This is a genomic window from Geobacillus sp. YF-1 (genome assembly GCF_052692335.1).
Genome location: NZ_CP199850.1, coordinates 2811785 through 2830505, shown reverse-complemented (window position 1 = coordinate 2830505; position 18721 = coordinate 2811785). Strand labels below are relative to the sequence as shown.

Annotated in this window: 18 protein-coding genes; 12 read left to right on the top strand and 6 right to left on the bottom strand. The window is 55.7% G+C overall.

The genetic code is table 11. From position 1 onward, the window contains the following. Positions 1-113 precede the first annotated feature (113 nt). Positions 114-1064 carry a cation diffusion facilitator family transporter gene (locus tag ACTVIM_RS14025; RefSeq protein ID WP_445612951.1) on the bottom strand — a complete coding sequence of 317 codons (951 nt, stop codon included), beginning with the start codon at positions 1062-1064 and terminating at the stop codon, positions 114-116. A 63-nt stretch (positions 1065-1127) separates the two neighbouring features. Between ACTVIM_RS14025 and ACTVIM_RS14020 the strand changes: the two genes are divergently transcribed. Both ACTVIM_RS14020 and ACTVIM_RS14015 read left to right on the top strand, forming a co-directional pair. Beyond that, positions 1128-1310 (top strand): hypothetical protein, encoded by a 183-nt coding sequence (locus ACTVIM_RS14020; protein WP_445612950.1) that lies wholly within the window; start codon positions 1128-1130, stop codon positions 1308-1310. A gap of 235 nt (positions 1311-1545) precedes the next feature. Beyond that, complete coding sequence (locus tag ACTVIM_RS14015) at positions 1546-1785, top strand: hypothetical protein (RefSeq protein WP_445612949.1); 240 nt, start codon at positions 1546-1548, stop codon at positions 1783-1785. Positions 1786-2225: 440 nt separating this feature from the next. Here the strand turns inward: ACTVIM_RS14015 and ACTVIM_RS14010 are convergent, their stop codons facing one another. Together ACTVIM_RS14010 and ACTVIM_RS14005 are read right to left on the bottom strand one after the other, a co-directional pair. Then, a complete protein-coding gene (locus tag ACTVIM_RS14010; RefSeq protein ID WP_445612948.1) occupies positions 2226-3035 on the bottom strand; it encodes a yteA family sporulation protein in 810 nt (269 codons plus the stop codon). Positions 3036-3366: 331 nt separating this feature from the next. Continuing rightward, the gene (locus ACTVIM_RS14005) at positions 3367-4293 is read right to left on the bottom strand and encodes a 1,4-dihydroxy-2-naphthoate polyprenyltransferase (protein ID WP_445612947.1); all 927 of its coding nucleotides are present in this window, start codon (positions 4291-4293) and stop codon (positions 3367-3369) included. A 169-nt stretch (positions 4294-4462) separates the two neighbouring features. Between ACTVIM_RS14005 and ACTVIM_RS14000 the strand changes: the two genes are divergently transcribed. From ACTVIM_RS14000 to ACTVIM_RS13980, 5 genes are all read left to right on the top strand, one after another. After that, complete coding sequence (locus tag ACTVIM_RS14000; RefSeq protein WP_445612946.1) at positions 4463-5842, top strand: isochorismate synthase; 1380 nt, start codon at positions 4463-4465, stop codon at positions 5840-5842. After that, positions 5835-7589 carry a 2-succinyl-5-enolpyruvyl-6-hydroxy-3-cyclohexene-1-carboxylic-acid synthase gene (gene menD, locus ACTVIM_RS13995; RefSeq protein ID WP_445612945.1) on the top strand — a complete coding sequence of 585 codons (1755 nt, stop codon included), beginning with the start codon at positions 5835-5837 and terminating at the stop codon, positions 7587-7589. The genes ACTVIM_RS14000 and menD overlap by 8 nt, the downstream gene beginning before the upstream one ends. Further along, entirely contained in the window at positions 7580-8410 is an 831-nt protein-coding gene (menH, locus tag ACTVIM_RS13990) for a 2-succinyl-6-hydroxy-2,4-cyclohexadiene-1-carboxylate synthase (RefSeq protein ID WP_445614368.1), read from the top strand. Before menD ends, menH begins: the two co-directional genes overlap by 10 nt. Next, a complete protein-coding gene (menB, locus tag ACTVIM_RS13985; RefSeq protein ID WP_033018311.1) occupies positions 8392-9210 on the top strand; it encodes a 1,4-dihydroxy-2-naphthoyl-CoA synthase in 819 nt (272 codons plus the stop codon). The genes menH and menB overlap by 19 nt, the downstream gene beginning before the upstream one ends. 95 nt (positions 9211-9305) lie before the next feature. Beyond that, positions 9306-10787, top strand: a complete 1482-nt coding sequence (locus tag ACTVIM_RS13980; RefSeq protein ID WP_033018310.1) for an o-succinylbenzoate--CoA ligase — start codon at positions 9306-9308, stop codon at positions 10785-10787. A 239-nt stretch (positions 10788-11026) separates the two neighbouring features. Here ACTVIM_RS13980 and ACTVIM_RS13975 read toward each other — a convergent pair whose 3' ends face one another. Together ACTVIM_RS13975 and ACTVIM_RS13970 are read right to left on the bottom strand one after the other, a co-directional pair. Then, positions 11027-11221: a hypothetical protein gene (locus tag ACTVIM_RS13975; RefSeq protein ID WP_033018309.1), complete on the bottom strand. Its 195-nt coding sequence runs from the start codon at positions 11219-11221 to the stop codon at positions 11027-11029. Positions 11222-11287: 66 nt separating this feature from the next. Next, the gene (locus tag ACTVIM_RS13970) at positions 11288-11449 is read right to left on the bottom strand and encodes a DUF1540 domain-containing protein (RefSeq protein ID WP_081897246.1); all 162 of its coding nucleotides are present in this window, start codon (positions 11447-11449) and stop codon (positions 11288-11290) included. 165 nt (positions 11450-11614) lie between these two features. Between ACTVIM_RS13970 and ACTVIM_RS13965 the strand changes: the two genes are divergently transcribed. From ACTVIM_RS13965 to ACTVIM_RS13945, 5 genes are all read left to right on the top strand, one after another. Beyond that, complete coding sequence (locus tag ACTVIM_RS13965) at positions 11615-11905, top strand: DUF2325 domain-containing protein (protein WP_033018307.1); 291 nt, start codon at positions 11615-11617, stop codon at positions 11903-11905. Between the two features lie 273 nt (positions 11906-12178). Further along, the gene (locus ACTVIM_RS13960) at positions 12179-12652 is read left to right on the top strand and encodes a hypothetical protein (protein WP_033018306.1); all 474 of its coding nucleotides are present in this window, start codon (positions 12179-12181) and stop codon (positions 12650-12652) included. Positions 12653-12839: 187 nt separating this feature from the next. Continuing rightward, positions 12840-13109 (top strand): hypothetical protein, encoded by a 270-nt coding sequence (locus ACTVIM_RS13955; protein ID WP_445612944.1) that lies wholly within the window; start codon positions 12840-12842, stop codon positions 13107-13109. A gap of 32 nt (positions 13110-13141) precedes the next feature. Beyond that, positions 13142-15220: a hypothetical protein gene (locus tag ACTVIM_RS13950; protein WP_445612943.1), complete on the top strand. Its 2079-nt coding sequence runs from the start codon at positions 13142-13144 to the stop codon at positions 15218-15220. 96 nt (positions 15221-15316) lie between these two features. Beyond that, on the top strand, positions 15317-17275 hold the full coding sequence (locus ACTVIM_RS13945; RefSeq protein WP_445612942.1) for a beta-propeller fold lactonase family protein: 1959 nt from the start codon (positions 15317-15319) through the stop codon (positions 17273-17275). Between the two features lie 342 nt (positions 17276-17617). Here the strand turns inward: ACTVIM_RS13945 and ACTVIM_RS13940 are convergent, their stop codons facing one another. After that, positions 17618-18649 carry a cytochrome d ubiquinol oxidase subunit II gene (locus ACTVIM_RS13940; protein ID WP_445612941.1) on the bottom strand — a complete coding sequence of 344 codons (1032 nt, stop codon included), beginning with the start codon at positions 18647-18649 and terminating at the stop codon, positions 17618-17620. Positions 18650-18721 lie beyond the last annotated feature (72 nt).

Sequence of the window (18721 nt, the reverse complement as noted above, 5' to 3'; positions counted from 1 at the left end):
GTCTGTATCTTGATGTTCGCCGTGGATCGTCTTGATTCCTTTTGAGTTGAAAAGGAAAATGGACAAACAAACAGAAAAGACCGCCCATGCCCTCCCGGCAGAGGCGGCCTTTCTTATTGTAGGATTTTCTTTTTCTCTAAAAACGTCCGCCCGTAGCGGCCATGATCATGAAGCATGGCGTGTTCGACCTGGATGGTCGCATGTTCGATGCCGTATTTTTTCTTCAGCAGTTCATTCACCGCCAAGATGATGCAAAGCGGTTGGATGTGTTCGTTGACAAACACGTGAGCCGACAGCGAGTAATGGTCGGTCGAGATGGCCCATAAATGCAGATCATGCACGTCTTCGACCCCTTCGATCGTTCGAATGTCGGCGCGGATTTGTTCGAGGTCAAATCGTTCGGGCACGGCTTCCATTAAGATGAGATACGATTCGCGCATAATTTTTGCCCCGCCCGTGAAAATGATGGCGGCGATCACCAAGCTGATGATCGGGTCGAATACTGTCCAACCGGTCCAATAAATAAGAAGCGCGGAAACGATGACACCGATCGAGCTGATTAAGTCGCCGATGAAATGCCAAAGGGCGCTCTGAACGTTCAAGTTGTCTTCCGCTTTTGTGCTTCGGCTTAAGACGATCGTCAGTGTCGCGTTGACGACGAGGCCAATCGCAGCGATCCCGAGCATGAGGCGAAACTGGATCGGCTGTGGATGGAGAAAGCGCTGAATGCCTTCCCACAAGATCCAGAGCGCAATGACGGCCAGCGTCAGACCGTTCAAAAACGAGGTGATGATTTCAAACCGCAAAAAGCCGAATGTAAAGCGAGGATTGGGCGGACGTGTCGCCAAGTAAAGAGCGATCATGCTCAGCCCGAGCGCTAATACGTCGGAAGCCATATGAGCAGAATCGGACAGTAAGGCGAGCGAGTTTGAAAGAATCCCCCCGGCGATCTCCACAGCGGTAAACAATATCGTCAGCGCCAGCGTCACCCAGAGCGCTTTCTTCGATTCACTCTGCGTTTTGACATGCGGAAGATGGTGAAAGTCGTACGATGCAGAAGCCATAGGCAGCCTCCTTTTTTATAATAATTATTAATTTATATATATTATAATATAATAAGAAGCGATGTGCAACCAAAATTTATCGACATCCGGGTGGTGATGGGGATATTTGTGGAAAAGGGCGGTGATTGGCTCACACAACCGCTTCTCCGAATCGTTTTTCAAGTGGAAAAACTGGTGGCAGCAGCTGCTATGTTCACCGTTCAACCGTCAATCAAGGCAAACAGCGGCGTTTCACCAACCTTCTAAAAGACTGGCGATTTCGGGTAAACTGTTACTGATCTCACGCATTTCTCATTTAGGAGGCTGGTGATTTAGTGCAAAAACGACTGATTCCACCTGTTTCTCAATTAGAAAAACCTTGCAGAACCAGCTTTCTCTTCAGAATGAAAATGCCATCGATTGGTGTGAGACAGCGGTTTTTCACCGACCTTTTAGGAGGCTGGTGAAAAACGGTTGTTTCTCTTGAGCAATGGGGGAACGCTTGAAAGGCGATCTTGATGCGACAAGGATTATCTATTTGAGAAACGGGCTTGATAAGCGACTTGTCCCCTTAAATCACCGGTCTCTTAGAAAAAACTTGCAAAATCCGCTTTCTTTTCTGAATGAAAATGCCGCCGATTGGTGTGTGACAGCGGTGTTTCACCGGCCTTTTAAAGGGGCGGGGGTCAACGAGACAAATGGGGAAATCGATGGGCTGGGCGACCAGGAAAAACGCGTTTGACTCGTCGGTTCATGGATCAAACGACCCCGTTGGCCGAACTGACCGAACGGAAAAACGCGTTTGACTCGTCGGTCAAGGCGGTAATTCGCTCGCGAGGATGCTGAGAGAAAAGTACGTTTAGTTAAGGGTCCTCAATCGAGAAAGATGTCGCGTTCCCCTTCTCGCGCAGAACGTTAGGTCAAAACGGAAGGTGAAAACAGTCGACATTCACCGATGGTCCGGACCCACCTGAAAAGGTTGAAGGTGGAACAAGGGTGCCCTGCTTAGCTCAAGACACCCTTGTTTAGGTCAATCATCGGCGTTCAGCTGGTACTCAATTTCGTGTAGGTTTATCGTTTCGTTCCGTTGCAGTATGTAGTACGGAACACGCACTTCCTCCGTTTCAAAAAAGACCAAAGTGCCGATGATCCTTTGTGTGAAGTTCATTGTTCCCGGATCGTTTAAGGAGTGGGTTCATCAAAACGTTGTTCGGATGGCCTTTCGTCATAACGGCGGTAACTGCCTGCGGACGTATACGGGTCTTTTTCGTACGCCGGCAAATCGCCGAGATTGGACATGATGCCTTCATCATCCAATTGCTGTTCGAGCTGTTCGTGTTCTCTTGTCGGGTACACGTGAACGTTTTTTTCGTACAAATCGACAGCCGCGAAGTTTTCCAAGTCCTCGACATAGCCGACGTTCTCTTCCGACTCGGCGTACACTTCGCCGTAGTAGTCAACGTTTTTGCCAAGGTCGGACGGGGTATCGGACGTGCCGTAACGGGCGACCTCCTGCCACGCATCCTCGGCATCGTAAGCGACCGACTCATCGCGGCCGTCAAAATCAAATTTGCCAAACGGCGGCATGAGCACTCCTTCCTCCAGCGGCCGTTTTTGTGAGACGGTTTGGTCCGGGCTGTGCTCCCGGCAATAAAGGGTGGTCGGCAGCGCTTCCAGTCGTTCGTACGGGATCGGCTGAGCGCAGACGCGGCACGTTCCATATGTTCCCTCGTCCATGGCTTGGAGCGCCCGCTCGATGCTGCGCCATTCTCGCTCGGTATGTTCATCCAACGCCAAATCTTTTTCCCGTTCATACAGCTCAGTCGCCTCGTCGGCCGGATGATTGTCATAACTGGCTAGCTCGCCGGTGGCATCGTGGGCATGGCTGCGCATGAGGCCGAAATGGTCGTTTTGTTTCAGCCGCTCTTCGATGTCCTGTTTCATCGCGAGCAAGGTGGAGCGGAGGGCGGCCAGCTGTTCGTTCGTCAACATCGGTTGCAACTCCTTCCTTCGCCATTCGCGTTGTTCAGGCTGACGTGGCATCCGGCCGCGTTTTCTCAACCGCTTGCGAGAAACGGAGCCCATCGGAATCAAGGCGCGCTTCCGTGGGAGAAACACTTCCCGGCGGGGCGCCCGCGGCGTTCCGTCAGCCCTTTATAAGGTTAGTATGGGCGAAAACGAAAAAAAAACACGGTCAGAGGATGAAGCCGACAGCCAGCCGGTTTATGTTTGTCAGCATAAAAAACACGGTCAGAGGATAAAGGCGGCAACCAACTGGTTTATGTTTGTCAGCATAAAAAAACACGGCCACATGGTGACCGTGTTACAGCCAATGGCTGATCAACAAGCCGATGGTGAGCAAAAAGCCGAATTGCGTATTCGTCTCCGCTGTCGCTTTCATGGCTGGCATCATTTCCAGCGGTTTGATTTTGCCGATAAATCCCCGCGTCGCCGCCACCGCCTTTCGAACGCTGACTAAGGCGAGCAGCGCCCAAGGAGGAACGGTGCCAATCATCACAAGTCCGACCGTCCAAAGAAAGGCGGCGACAAACATGAGGGCGAGCAAGCGTACCGCCCAAACGCGCCCGACCAAAATGGCGAGCGTCTTTCTCCCTTTTTCGCGGTCGCCCTCTAAGTCACGGATGTTGTTGGCCAGCAAAATGGCACCGACGAAAATCGCCACCGGGATCGAGACATAAACGACATCGGCGTGAATGGCGCCGGTTTGGATGAAATACGAAATCAAGATGATCAAACAGCCCATGAAAAACCCAGCTGCCAGCTCGCCAAACGGAGTGTAGGCGATCGGAAACGGTCCGCCGGTGTAAAAGTAGCCGGCCGCCATGCAAATCGTGCCGACAGCGGCGAGCCACCAGCTGCTTTCCATGCAGATATAGACGCCGATCAGCATCGCCACTCCTAGGCAGCTAAACGCCAAGGCGAGCACGGTTTTTGGCTTGAGGCCATCGCGGACGATGGCGCCACCAATGCCGACGGATTCAGGTGAATCGAGACCGCGTTTGTAGTCATAATATTCGTTGAACATGTTTGTCGCCGCTTGGATGAGCAGCGAAGCCAAAAGCATCGCAGCAAACAGCAGCCAGTCGACTGATGTGTCGCCAAGCGCCAGCACCGTGCCAACGCAGACGGGCACAAACGCCGCTGTCAGCGTGTGCGGACGCGTCAGCCGCCAAAAGACACGCCAGTCGCGGCGGGCTGGCGGGCGTTGGTCCATCGTTAACAGTTGCATGTCCCCATTCCCCTTATATTCCGTGAAAGTACGGTTCGTTTACGTTCAAAATAAGTGTAGGAAAACGGTGAAAGCGTGTCAACCCTTTCCGATAGATAAATTATTTCCTACTATATATAATAGGAATTGGGATGGGGAAGGAACTTTGCGAAAGAAAGCGTGAGGATGAATGGCCATTGGATTTCGACATCAGCTTCAGCAACAATTGCATAAATGGACGGCGCGTGCAGCGAGGCCGTTTGTCAGCTGGACGGAACCGTGGGAACACATCGATCCGGTTTCTTTTTTTATGCAAGGGCCGGCGTGCGGATTTCGCGAACGGTTTTTTTGGTCGAATCCAAGCGGGACTACAGTTCTAGTCGGCCTCGGCTCGGTGTGCACATTGGAGACGGATAACGGCGATGACCGGTTTGCCGAGATGGAGGCGAAGCGTCAAGAATGGAGCGAGCGTGTCGTCAGCTATGGCGAAGTCCATCAGCCGCCGCTCTTGTTCGGCGGGTTTTCGTTTGATCCGCATCGGGAGCGAACCGGTTTATGGAGTCGTTTTCCGGCCGCTAAGCTCATCGCTCCGGCGGTGCTTCTTACCGTCCGCGACGGGCGGGCACAGCTGACGGTGACGGTGCCTGTCGGCGGAAAAGGAGAGCGAGAGATGGAGCGGGTCGGACGGCTGTTGGATCGCGCTTCACTGCGCGCGGATGCTCCGGCGGCGCTGCCCGCGCTTGTTTCCGATGTTGAGGAAGCGAGTGATCGTTGGCTTGCCGCGGTGCGTGAAGCCATCGGGCAAATTCGCGCCGGTTCATTGGACAAGGTGGTGCTGGCCCGCGCCCGCCGCTTGCGGTTCACAGAATCGCCCGATCCGGCCGCCGTGCTTCTCCGCCTGCGCGAGCAGCAGCCGTTTGCCTATTTGTTTGCTTTTGAACAAGATGGCCGCTGTTTGATCGGCGCTTCTCCCGAGCAGCTTGTCGAAAAGATTGGGCTGACATGCCGTTCTGTATGCTTGGCCGGATCGGTGCGCCGCGGCGCCACTCCGAATGAGGACGAGCGGCTTGGCGCGTGGTTGCAGGCGGATGCGAAAAATCGTGAGGAGCATCAATTCGTCGTGCGCATGATTCACCGCCTTTTTTCCTCGGTCTGTGAGGCGGTGGAAATGCCCGCACAGCCGCAGCTCCTGAAGCTGCCGCACATTCAGCATTTGTGCACTCCGGTCGTCGGCCGTGGTTGCCGCGAGCCGTCTGTGCTCAGATTGGTGGAGTTGCTTCACCCGACACCGGCGCTTGGCGGATCGCCGCGCGAACGGGCGTTGGCGGCGATTCGCTCCCTTGAGCCGCTAGACCGCGGGTGGTACGCTGCCCCGATCGGTTGGGTGAACAGCGAAGGTGACGGGGAATGGGCGGTCGCCATTCGCTCTGCGCTGCTCGCTGGCAACGATGCTGTTCTGTTTGCCGGCTGCGGCATTGTCGCTGATTCGGACCCGGACAGCGAGTATGAGGAAACAGCGGTGAAAATGAGACCGATGCGATCCGCTTTAGGGGTGATGGATAATGACTAAGGCGTTATCGTTGTACGTGGCCGCGTTGGTCGACGGCTTGGCGCAGGCTGGGGTGACCGAAGCGGTCATCAGTCCGGGGTCGCGCTCGACGCCGTTGGCGATGGCGATCGCGGCTCATCCTAAGTTTCGCTTTTGGATGCACATTGATGAGCGGTCCGCCGCGTTTTTTGCCCTCGGCATGGCGAAAGCGAAGCAGCGGCCGATCGTGCTCGTATGCACGTCCGGGACGGCGGCGGCCAACTATTGGCCGGCCATCGTGGAGGCGCACTATTCGCGGGTGCCGCTGGTCGTGCTGACGGCTGATCGCCCGCACGAACTGCGCGATGTCGGAGCGCCGCAAGCCATTGACCAACTGCATTTATACGGACGATATGCAAAATGGTTTGTCGACTTGGCGCTGCCGGAAGAGACCGATGCGATGATCGGCTATGCGCGGACGATGGCGGCGCGGGCCGCGGCGATGGCGGCAAGCGCCCCGGCTGGTCCCGTCCATGTCAACGCCCCGTTTCGCGAGCCGCTTGTTCCGGAGATCGATGATGGCGTTTGGGAGAGCGTGCGGTCCGTTTCCAAAGCGCCGCAAGTTCTGAGCGGTCGTTCGATGCTGGCGGACGACAGTGCGGCGATGGTTTACGAGCAGTTAGCGGCGGCCGAGCGTGGGCTGATTGTTTGCGGACCGCTTGATCAGCCCGGTTTTGCTGAAGCGGTGACGGAGCTTGCGCGCGCGCTGGATTTCCCGATTCTCGCCGATCCGCTTTCCCAGCTACGCGCCGGCTCGCATGACAAAACGTATGTGATTGACAGCTACGACGCCATATTGCGGCAGGAAGCGGCCGCTTCCCACCTTGTCCCGGACGTGGTGCTTCGCTTTGGCGCCATGCCGGTGTCGAAACCGCTCTTTTTATGGCTGAAACAACACCGCACTATCCGGCAAATTGTCGTCGATGACGGCGGCTTTCGCGATCCGACGCTGGCGGCTTCGTGCTTCATCCATAGCGATGCCGCGGCGTTTTGTCGCCAGCTGCTTGGCATGGCTGAACCGAAGCCGCGCGCTGGCGCTTGGTCGACTGTTTGGAGGGAGATCAACGCCCTTGCCCGCACCGTGCTGCGGGAGCGTCTGCCGTCTGACGAATGGTTTGAAGGAAAAGTGTTCGCGGAACTCGCTGAGCTGCTGCCGCCCGGTGCGGCGCTCTTTGTCGGCAACAGCATGCCAATTCGCGATGCCGATACGTTTTTTTGGACCACCGACAAATCGATTCGCCTGTTGGCCAATCGCGGTGCCAACGGTATCGACGGTGTCGTCTCGAGCGCGCTAGGTGCCAGTGTGGTCACGGATCCGCTTGTGCTCGTGATCGGCGATTTGTCGTTTTACCATGATGTCAATGGGCTGTTGGCCGCCGCCATGCATCGGCTGTCGGCAACGATCATTTTGTTGAACAACAACGGTGGGGGTATTTTCTCCTTTTTGCCGCAGGCTCGCTATGAAGGAGCGTTCGAAACGCTGTTTGGCACGCCGACCGATCTATCGTTTCACCATGCGGTTCATCTATACGGAGGCCGCTATGCCCAGCCTCATACATGGGAGGAATTTCGCCGCCATGTCTCAGCAGCGCTCCACAGCGGCGGCCTGAATGTTGTCGAAGTGCGGACGTCGCGGGCGGAAAACGTCCGCATGCATCGACAGCTATGGGATGAGGTTTCCCAGGAAATTGCGAAATTTCTCGAACAAAGAGGAACGGAATCGATATGAAGCTGAATGGGATTGATTACCATGTGGAACAATATGGGGAAGGGGAACCGCTGTTGTTGCTTCACGGGTTTACCGGCAGCGCTGACACATGGCGTCCGCTACTGTCGCATTGGTCGAGTTGGCGCTGTATCACCGTCGATCTGTTGGGGCATGGGCGGACCGAAGCACCGGCCGCTGCTATGCGCTATCGAATCGAGCGGGCCGCGGCTGATTTGGCTGCGCTTCTTGATCAGCTCGGCCTCAAACAGGTGAACGTGCTCGGGTATTCGATGGGAGGACGTCTAGCTTTGGCGTTTACTATTTTTTATCCGCACCGCGTCCGCCGTCTCATTCTTGAAAGCAGTTCACCGGGGCTGAAAACAGAAGCGGAACGGCGCGCGCGGCGAGAAGCGGACGAGGCGTTGGCGCGCCGGATTGAACAGGAGGGCGTGCGCGCGTTTGTCGACTATTGGGAGCAGATTCCATTGTTTGCGACACAACGGCGGTTGCCGGCGCCAGTGCGGGCGGCGCTTCGCCGTGAGCGGCTTCGCCATACGGCGGTGGGGCTGGCCAACAGCTTGCGCGGAATGGGCACCGGCGTGCAGCCGTCGTTTTGGGAGCAGCTTGGCGGGGTGCAGCAGCCCGTTCTTCTCCTATGTGGGGAAGAAGATGAGAAGTTTTGTCGCCTTGCGACCCAAATGCGAGAGCGGTTGCCAAATAGCGAACGGATGTCCGTGAGTCAAGCCGGACATGCAATTCACGTGGAACAGCCCGAGATTTTTGCTAAAATAGTAAGTGAATTCATGACAAGGGGGAATTGTGAATGCCGTTTCCATGGGTGAAGCAGTATGAGTATGAAGACATTATTTATGAAACGTACGACGGCATCGCCAAAATTACGATCAATCGTCCGGAAGTACATAACGCGTTTCGGCCGAAAACGGTGAACGAAATGATTGATGCGTTCACGAAGGCGCGCGATGATGCGGACATCGGTGTCATCATTTTGACCGGCGCCGGCGGCAAAGCGTTTTGTTCAGGCGGCGATCAAAAAGTGCGCGGCCATGGCGGATACGTTGGCGAGGACGAAATTCCGCGCTTGAACGTGCTCGATTTGCAGCGGCTCATCCGCGTCATTCCGAAACCGGTCATCGCGATGGTCGCTGGCTATGCGATCGGCGGCGGCCACGTGCTTCATGTCGTCTGCGATTTGACGATTGCGGCTGACAACGCCATCTTCGGACAAACCGGCCCGAAAGTTGGCAGCTTTGACGGCGGTTATGGCGCCGGCTATTTAGCGCGCATCGTCGGCCATAAAAAAGCGCGCGAAATTTGGTATTTGTGCCGCCAGTACAACGCTCAAGAGGCGCTCGAGATGGGGCTCGTCAACAAAGTCGTCCCGCTTGATCAGCTTGAGGAAGAGACCGTCAAATGGGCGAAGGAAATTTTGGAAAAAAGCCCGACCGCCATTCGCTTCTTAAAGGCGGCGTTCAACGCCGATTCCGATGGGTTGGCTGGCATCCAACAGCTCGCTGGCGACGCCACCCTTCTTTTCTACACGACCGAAGAGGCGAAGGAAGGAATGCGGGCGTTCAAGGAAAAACGGAAACCGGATTTCGGCCAATTCCCGCGCTTCCCGTGAGCGCTGCCAAGCAGCTCGACCTCGTGCGTCGAGCTGCTTTTTCCCTATTAGGGCGATGAAAAACAGTTGACAAACGAAGAAACGGAGGGAAGCCGATGACGATGATGCCGAATTGGCTGAAGCAACGGGCGTTTTTGACGCCGGAGCGAGTCGCGGTTAGCGATGGAAAGCGGTCAAAAACGTTTGCGGCGCTTCATGAAGCGGCGGCCGTTTGGGCGCGCCGTCTCGCTCGGGCCGGTGTCAAAGAGGGCGAGATCGTCGCGCTGTTGATGAAAAATCGCATCGAAATGGTGGAGCTCGTTCACGCCTTGTTTTTCCTTGGGGCTCGGGTGTTGCTGCTGAACGTGCGCCTGACGGCTTACGAACTCGGTTGGCAACTTGATGACAGCGGCGCCCGGCTCGTCATCGCCGATAATGATTTGGCGGGGCGATTGGGTGGCGACGGCCGCGTTTTATCGGTCGAAGAACTAGCGGCGCTTCCGGAAGCGGAGGTCGATGAGAAAGAGACGTGTGATCTTGACGATGTGGCGACGATCATGTATACATCCGGCACCACTGGAGCGCCGAAAGGAGTAATGCAAACGTACGGCAACCATTGGTGGAGCGCGGTCGGATCAGCGCTTAATTTGGGTGTGCACGAGAACGATTGCTGGCTTGCCGCCGTGCCGCTCTTTCACATCAGCGGTTTGTCGATCGTGATGCGCAGCGTCATCTATGGCATGCCGATGCGCTTGCAGCCATCGTTTGATCCGGAAGAGGCGAACGACTGGATCATGCGCGGCGAGGTGACAGTCATGTCGGTCGTGGCGGCGATGTTGCAGCGGTTGCTTGCGGCGCTTGGGGATGCGCGTTATCCGGACACGTTTCGCTGTCTGCTGCTAGGGGGCGGGCCGGCGCCGCGGCCGCTTTTGGAGGCGTGCAAAGACAAGGGCATACCGGTGTATCAAACGTACGGCATGACGGAAACGGCATCGCAAATAGTAACTCTTGCCCCGGAATACAGCTTGACGAAGCTCGGTTCGGCCGGCAAACCGCTCTTTCCCGCTCAGCTTCGCATCGAGAACGACGGAAAGACGGCCGCTCCGTACGAAGCGGGGGAAATTGTCGTCAAAGGGCCGAACGTGACGAAAGGTTACTGGCGCCGCCCTGAGGCGACAGCGGCCGCGATTCGCGACGGCTGGCTGTACACTGGCGATATCGGTTACTTGGATGAAGACGGATTTTTGTACGTTCTCGACCGCCGTTCCGATTTGATCATTTCCGGAGGAGAAAACGTCTACCCGGCTGAAATCGAGGCCGTCCTGCTTTCGCATCCGGACGTTGAGGAAGCGGGGGTGACCGGTATCGAGGATGAAACATGGGGGCAAGTGCCGTGTGCCTTCGTCCGCCTCAAACCGGGCGCCGCAGCGGATGAAGAAGCGTTGCGCGCGTTCTGTCGCGCGCGGTTGGCAAAATACAAAGTGCCGGCCCGCATTTACTTCGTCAACCGGCTGCCGCGCAACGCCGCGCAAAAATTGCTGCGCCGCGAATTGAAAACGCTCATTCCGGCAGAGGAAAAGCCAGCGTCCCGTCCGTAGCGGGCGCCGGCTTTTTTTCTAGGAGGCTGGTGATTTCGTGCGAAAACGACTGATTCCACTCATTTCTCAATTAGAAAAAACCTGCAGAACCAGTTTTCTCTTCTGAATGAAAATGCCATCGATTGGTGTGCGACCGCGGTTTTTCACCGGACTTCTAGAAAGTGGGTGAACAACAGGAGTTGTCCTCATCCATGAGCGAACGGGTGAAAAAGAAGAACCGATGGTGCAATGGTTCAGGCCTACTCGTCCATCAGCCCGAGCTCGGCGGCGCGGTCGGCGACAAGCCGTTCGATATCCTTCGGCAACCCATCAAATGCCCCAATTTCATATTCCCATAAATTAGTGAACGAGTTGATGTGGAGCAAAGCGGTTCCGCGGGCAGCCCGCTTCATTTCCGATCGAAACGCTTGAATGAGGCTTAGGCGCTTATTCATCGTCAATCCCCCTTACATGAGGCAAGCGCCGCCCGCTGGAACAGGCAGCGCTCGATGGGCTGGGCGTTACGCTTCATCGGCAGGAATAAAGGTTTTGCAGTCTGTTTCCGATGAATCCGATGCCATCTTTCCCGTATGGCTGACGACATAAATGGCCTCAGCGCTGCAGCGATTTCCTTCCGCCCAATAGTGGCAGTTGCGCACTTCACAAAGAACATCCTTCGCCATCAGTCATCCCCCTTGTTGTCATGAAATCGCCTGCATCCATAGTATGGCGCTTCCCGGAGAATTTATGAATGCAATCATTGGCTGAAACGAAGGTTTTTTATTGACATAGAGAATCATTCTCAATTAAAATAAAAACAAAACGATTGGGAAAGGAGAATGGCGTTTATGGCGTCGTTGCTTGTCGTTGGAGCTGATCATTTGGGCAACATTTCCGATAAATTGGCCGATTCTGGATTTCGCGAGATCATTCATATTAGCGGTCGAAAAGTGAATATGGTAAGACAGGACATTCCTGAGCACGTTGATGCCATTTTAGTAATGATCGATTACGTGAACCACAATTTGGCGAAAAAAGTGAAAGAAAAAGCGAAAAGCAAAGACAAGCCTATTTATTTTGCCAGACGGTCATGGAGCTCGATTCACTCAGTCATTCAACAGTTGGAAGCGCACCGATGAATGTTTCCGGGCAAGCGGGAAAAAGGGTGATCGAAGCATCGGCACACTTGAAAACACAAGTTCTTTTTTCATCTGCTCTCATTGGGCAACGAAACAGCCTTTTTCACCGGCCTAGTAGGAGCGGCTGAATCGCTGGCAAACGACGTGGCTGCATCGCATCAGGTGTCGTTTTCTGTTCCTTCGGTCAACGATGAGAAGCCCTTTCTGCGAACGGAGGCAAAGATGGATAAGCTGCTTTTCACCGGTGATAAAAGATACGAGGAGGTGGCAGCGATGCCAACGGGACATCAGGAGTTGCCAAGCGCTGGGATTGGCGCTGTTCACCGTTTTCTCCGCTGCGTCGTCAAGGCGTATTGCGAAACCGCCCCTTCCTTGCGATCGCCGCTAGAGTTGCTCAAGCTGATCGAGATGTATCGCCCGCTCCTGTCGTTGTCGGCGTTTCCAACCCCGCTGCACTACGGGCTTGTGTTGGCGAAAGTGACCGATCATTTGCTGCAGTTTTTTGGCGCGGCCGAGGAAGCGGCGTACCGGCCGATCGGAATGGCTGCTGAAGCTGAGGAACGAGTGTACATCATTTACCGCGACCGCGTCCGCGTGCTGTTATGGCAGGAAGAAGAGGAAGCGATTCGCCGCTGCAAAGAAACGGCTCCGGCTGTATGTCAAAAAGCGGCTGGATTTTGCCCGTGCGAGCTGGAATGCTGCTTTTTATGGACAGGGGGACGGCGCATCGAATGGATTTCCGCTTGAATACGAAGAGATGACGACGTATAATGGACATTGGTGAGAATGAAAATCGTTATTTGATAAAGCGGCCCCCTTTTCTCTTGAAGGCTGGTGAAAAGCCGCCCATTCCCTTAACCAATGAGAGAATGAGCAGAAAGCAGGACCGATGCAACAAGGTTTTTCGAATTAAGACATGACATGGTAAAGCCGTTTGCGCGATTACATCATCAGCCGCCTTGAAAAAAGATCCTTTCCTCTGACCGATGAGGAGGGGAAGAAGCGATTTCCGTTTGAGAAACTAGGCTGGAAAGCGGTCTGCGTGATTCAATCATTAGCGTCTCCGGCAAAAAGCGACGGTGTTCAGCCATGGTTCTCAAGCGGTACGGAAAAGGGGAAGGCCATCCAGATCCATCGCGGCAGACCGGCATGGCGGGAACGGCGGTTTTTCTGGCGCAACAGCAACCGTGCTGTGATCTGCTAAACGATCATCAATGATGTTTGGGGGAACGAACGATGAAACGCATGCCTTGGAAAGTGATGGCGACCTCGGCGGCGGTGTCGCTGCTGTTGGCGTCCGGCTGTTCCGGCGTCGGGGAAAAAGAGGACAAACGTTCAGCGGAAGCGCCGCGTCTGCACGTGCCGGTAGCGGACGATCGGTTTGATACGGCCGGCAATATGTTTGCCTACTCGGAGTTTGAGCTTTCCGGCGAACCGCTGGCGGAAGGGCTCGGACTGGACTTGGATACGCTCGATGCTAGGAAACTTGACAAGCCGACGAAATTTGACTATACGGCCGGCATCGAGTCGTACGAATATTCCGAAGAGGCGATGTACGAAGTCGTGGAAAAGTCCGGGCTCGGACTTCATCTCATTCACGGCCCGATCGCCAAAAAGCGCGCGGAACAACAGCAAAAGCCTGCCGATCAGGCGCTTGCCGACCGTTTTTATGAACTTGCTGACAGCGTCGGCTATCCGCGCGAGGAAATTTTCCGCAACATGTTTCCGACGTTCATTGAATATGCCGGCGGCGACCCTCATTATGCGCAAAAGGTCGACACGGACGTGTACGCGGAAAATGATGACGGCACATACGTTCCTGTCTATCAAGTCGATTTTCAATCGCTCCGTTGGGATCGCGGAAAAATGGAGAAAGTGCTCACGCCGGCAGCTTACGGTGGCGTCTTTTTGAAGCAGGCGCTTTGGGCCGGCGACTTTTTGGGCAATTTCCACCAAAAAGACAGCGACGAAGAAGTGGAAGCGAAAACGCCAAACGACGACCGAAGTGGGAACGTCGCTCTTGGTGTCAGCTCCGCCGACGGGCTGCAAGGGATGATTTTGACGGAACAAATATGGAACAAGCTCGCTTTTATCCGCGATCATTTGTTTTATGATGCGAAGCGACAAATGTTGACGAATGCAGCGGGCAGCCGCTACAATCCAAGCGGCGGATTGGTCTATTTGCCGCATGCCGTGGAAGTGGCCGAAGGGGGAAGCGAGCGGGCGCCGGATGCGGCGAAGCTGGTCGTCAAAGATCCTCGCAGCTTGCTTGCCGATCAATGGCTGATGCTTTGGCCGGCGGCGGAGTTTTTCGGCATGACGGATCAGCGTCCGGAAAACCAAAACCAAAATCCGGCGTTTTTAGCCGTGTTTGACGGAAGCCCGTTCCCGAAAGCGGCGAAGGAAAATGTCGATGCCGATCGAGCCAACGACCGCACGGCCGACGACCCGTATTCCGTCAACCGCGACGTGCTGCTGCAAGTGTTTCGCAACATCGATGCCATGCATTTCAACGAACAAGCGGGCGCGTTTGTGACCGAACATGACGGCCATGCGCAAGGAAAGCGGGTCGATACGTTCCACGCCGGTTATACGATGGAAGCGCTCCGCATTTTTGAGCGCGCCATTGATGGGATGCCGGTCGGCTATGCGAGCGGCGAGAGCGCCAAAGGGCTCGGCACGCCGGAAGGAAAGCGGGCGCTTGAGCTGATCCGCCGGCAAGCGGACTTTATTTTGAAACAGTTGATGCGAAAAGATGGGTTGGTGGCTAACGGCTATACGATCGGCCAAGGGCCGGATCAAGAGGAGCCGACGCTGCTTGCCCAGCTTGGCGCCATCCGCGGGCTGACGGCGGCGTTTTTGGCGACAAAAAACGAAGCATACCGCGATGCGGCGCGCCGTGTTTACGAGGCGATGGACCGCCATTTTTGGGATAAAACATGGCATGTGTACCATACCGGTGAAAAAGAGGACGAGTACACCCCATGGCTCGCCGGCGCGTTGTCGGGCGTGTTCCGCGTCGCGCTGCAAAACTTGAACAACGACCAAGCCGGTGAGACGGCGAAAGCATTGGAACGCGAAACGATTATCTCCCGCTACGTCGACTTTTACGACCGGATCGTCGACGGGCCGACGCTTGCAGAAGGGATGCAGGCGAGCGAGTTTTGGGATACGGGGGATGTGTACATCAAAGGGAAAACATTGGGCAACACCGACCGCGACCATGTGCCGCAAGTGCAGTCAGCCGGCGGCAAATACGGCATCGCGCCGGTGCTGCGGACGGTCAAAATCGAAACCGGATCTGGCGGCAATTAACAGGAACGAAAAGCGGCGAATGGGATTGAGATTCGCCGCTTTTCTTTGTAAAATTGAGGATGGTTATCATTTTCGTAAAAAGACGGGGGAATGGAAATGCGCACATGGTGGTTCGCCGTGGTGGCGGCCGTCTTGTTGGCCGGCTGCCAAGCCGAGAAAGCGTGGCAAGAAAAGCCGAAAACGACAAGGCACGCCCCGGCGCACGGCGACAATATCGCCATCAGCAGCGACGGACGCTATGTCTACACCGCCAACATTGACGTTGATACGGTAACGATCGTCAACACGAAAACGAAGAAAAAGGAGGCGGAGATTCCCGTCGGCCGCGAACCGCGCCAGCTCGCACTCAGCCCGGATGGCCGGACGCTGTATGTTTCCTGTATGTATGATGATGAAGTGGACGTAGTGTCGCTTGCCAAGCGGAAAGTCATCGATCGTTGGAAAACGGGCATCGAGCCGTTCGGTATCGTCACGAGCCCCGATGGGACAGAAGTCTACGTAGCCAACTACCGCTCAGGCACGGTCTCGGTGTTTGACGCCGAGAACGGGAAGCGAATCAAAGACATCCGAGCAGGGGACCGTCCGCGGGCACTGGCGCTGACAGCGGACGGAAGGAAGCTGTACGTGACGCAATATTTGGCCGCGAAAATCACCGTGATTGACGCGAAAAAACGGAAGGTCATCAAGGAAATCGCCCTCGCCCCGTCGCCGGATCAAGTCGACCGGAAAAAAAGCCAAGGCCTCCCGAACACACTCGAGCAAATCGTCATCGCGCCGGACGGGAAGAAGGCGTACGTTCCGCATTTATTGACGAACGTCGACACGCCGATTCAATTTGAGGAAACGGTGTTTCCAGCCATTTCGGTCATTGATGTGACGAACGACGTTGAGTTGACGAACGAGCGGAAAGAGCTGTTTGCCGCCATCAATGTCACCGATGTCCATAACGAGACGATCATCGTCTCCAATCCGTACGATGTGGCGTTTTCGCCGGACGGCGGCAAAGCTTACGCGATCATGTCCGGCAGCGAGGATCTCGTCGTCTTCGACTTGCGCCGCGGCGGCAAGGCGACACAAATTTTGCGCCGCATCCACGGCAACAATCCGCGCGGGGTGGCGATTTCGCCCACAGGAAACGTCTTGTACGTCCACAACGCCATGAGCCATGATGTCGCGGTGATCAATACGGGTGGAAAAAGCCCGTATGCGAAAGCGAAGCAGGAAGACGGCACGATCCGCCTCATTGCCAAAGATTCTCTCTCTCCGCTCGTGCGCGAAGGGAAAACGATCTTTTACAGCGCAAACAGCGACGAATTCGCCATCAATATAACGGGGAATAACTGGATGAGCTGCGCGTCGTGCCATAGCGACGGCGACATCAACGGCTTGACGCTCATGACCGCGAAAGGGCCGCGCAACGTGCCGAGCAACATTTTGGCGACGAAAACAGGGTTGTTTATGTGGGACGGCTCGCGCGACGATTTTACCGACTATATTCATACGGTGCAAGGTGAGATGGGCGGCATGACGGCGATCGACCCGTCCAAGCCGCTGCCGCCGAACGTCCAGCATATGTTTGACGCCATGCTCGCCTACTTGAATGACCCCCGCTCCTTCCCAGTGCCGAAAAGCCCGTACCGAAAGGCGGACGGCCGTTTGACGGAAGAAGCGCAGGAAGGGGAGCGGCTCTTTAACGGGAAAGGGAATTGCTTACGTTGCCATGGGGGCGAATATTTCACCGACAGCGGCAAAGCGGTCGGGCCGGACGGCAAATTGACGACCGCCAATACCGCTTATTTGCATGATATCGGCACGGCCAATCCGAAGGACCGCGCCTCCCAAGGCGACGCCCGCGCCCGGTTCACAAACCCGCGGACGCCGAAGCAGTGGGATACGCCAACGCTGCGCGGCGTCTGGGCGACCGCTCCGTATTTGCATGACGGCAGCGCGAAAACGATCGAGGAAGCGATCCGCCGCCATCGGACGAAAGAAGTGTCGACGTTGACGCCGGGGGAAATCGCGGCGATCGCCGCCTACGTCCGCTCGTTGCAATAGCGAGGGGAGACGGTGAAACAGGCCTTGCGGGGTTCCTGTCGCGCGGCGGTCTGGGGAAAGGCGCCTCTAGCTGTGTGGAGCGCCTTTTCCCATTTATTTTGGCCGCGCGTTTTCCGTGAAAATGCCGAACTGACGCGGATTTTCATCCCCGGGTGGAGGGAAGATCACACTGCCCATGGAAGGTTTCTGTGAAAATCCCACGCCGGCGAGCGGTGATTTTCATCCCCGGGTGGAGGGCAGATCGCTGCCCCTGGAACTTTCCCGTGAAAATGCCGGCCTGACGCGGATTTTCATCCCCGGGTGGATGGCAGGTCGCGCTGCCCATGGAATTTTTCTGTCTGTTTATTTTGGCCGCACATAGCGTTTGTCGTGCATAAACAGCCGCCAGAAATAGACGAAGCCCGGAAACAAAATCAGGAAGCCGACGATGTAGGAGACAAACAGCGCCCGGAATGTGTCGGGATGGGTAAAGGCCGACTCGATCGTCACATCCGGATACACCATATAGGGCAGATGGGCTTTTCCATAGGCGTAACTGGCGAGAAAATATTGAATGACAATCGCGACGACCGCCAACCGCGGCCGTCCCCGCACGCCCGGATGCTTCGCCGACGGCAGCAGCAACGCCATGCCCGCGGCGGCGAACATCGCTACCGAGCCGGCGAGCCAAGGCCAATACTTCATCATGTTGTCATACAGCCATGCCGCTTCGTTGCGCATCGTCAACATGATGCCTGCGGCCATCAGCAGCGAAATCGGCCCCGTGATCCAAGCGTCGCGCCGATATAGGCGGTAGGCTTCCCGATCTCCGGCTTCAAGCGAATAATCCGCCAATAAGAGAGAGGAGAGAAACAGCGTGCTCGAAATCGCAAAGCCCATAAAGGAATAGGCATGGGCGCTCGTAAAAAAGCGTTTCAAATCGAGCGTCGGAACGCCCGCATCGACCTCGATGAACGTTCCATGCGTGATCGGCAGCACGCTGATAAGCAGAGCCGGGATGATGATGCCGGTGAGGCCGGAAATATAAGTGAGCGCTTTTTCATATTCTTTCGCCACGTGGGCAAAGACCAAGAAAGCGCTGCGGATGGCGAGCAAGATCAAAATGATGCTGCCGGGGACAAGCAGCACCGTCCCAAGCAGAAAAGCGGCGCCGGGAAAAAAGCTGAACAAGGCGACGACAATCGCGACGATAAAGACATTGGTCACCTCCCAAGTGGGCGATAAATAGCGGTTGGCAATTTTCGTGGCGTTCGCTCTGGCGCGATGGATGTAGATCATCGACCAAAACCCGGCGCCAAAATCCATCGTCGCCATGACCGCATAGATGAAAATAAATCCCCACAGCACCGAAACAGCGATCAACTCGTTTGTCATCAACGTTCTCCTTTCTAGGGGGGCGGTGATTTACTCACGCAACCGCTTCTCGCAATCGTTTCTCAAATAGAA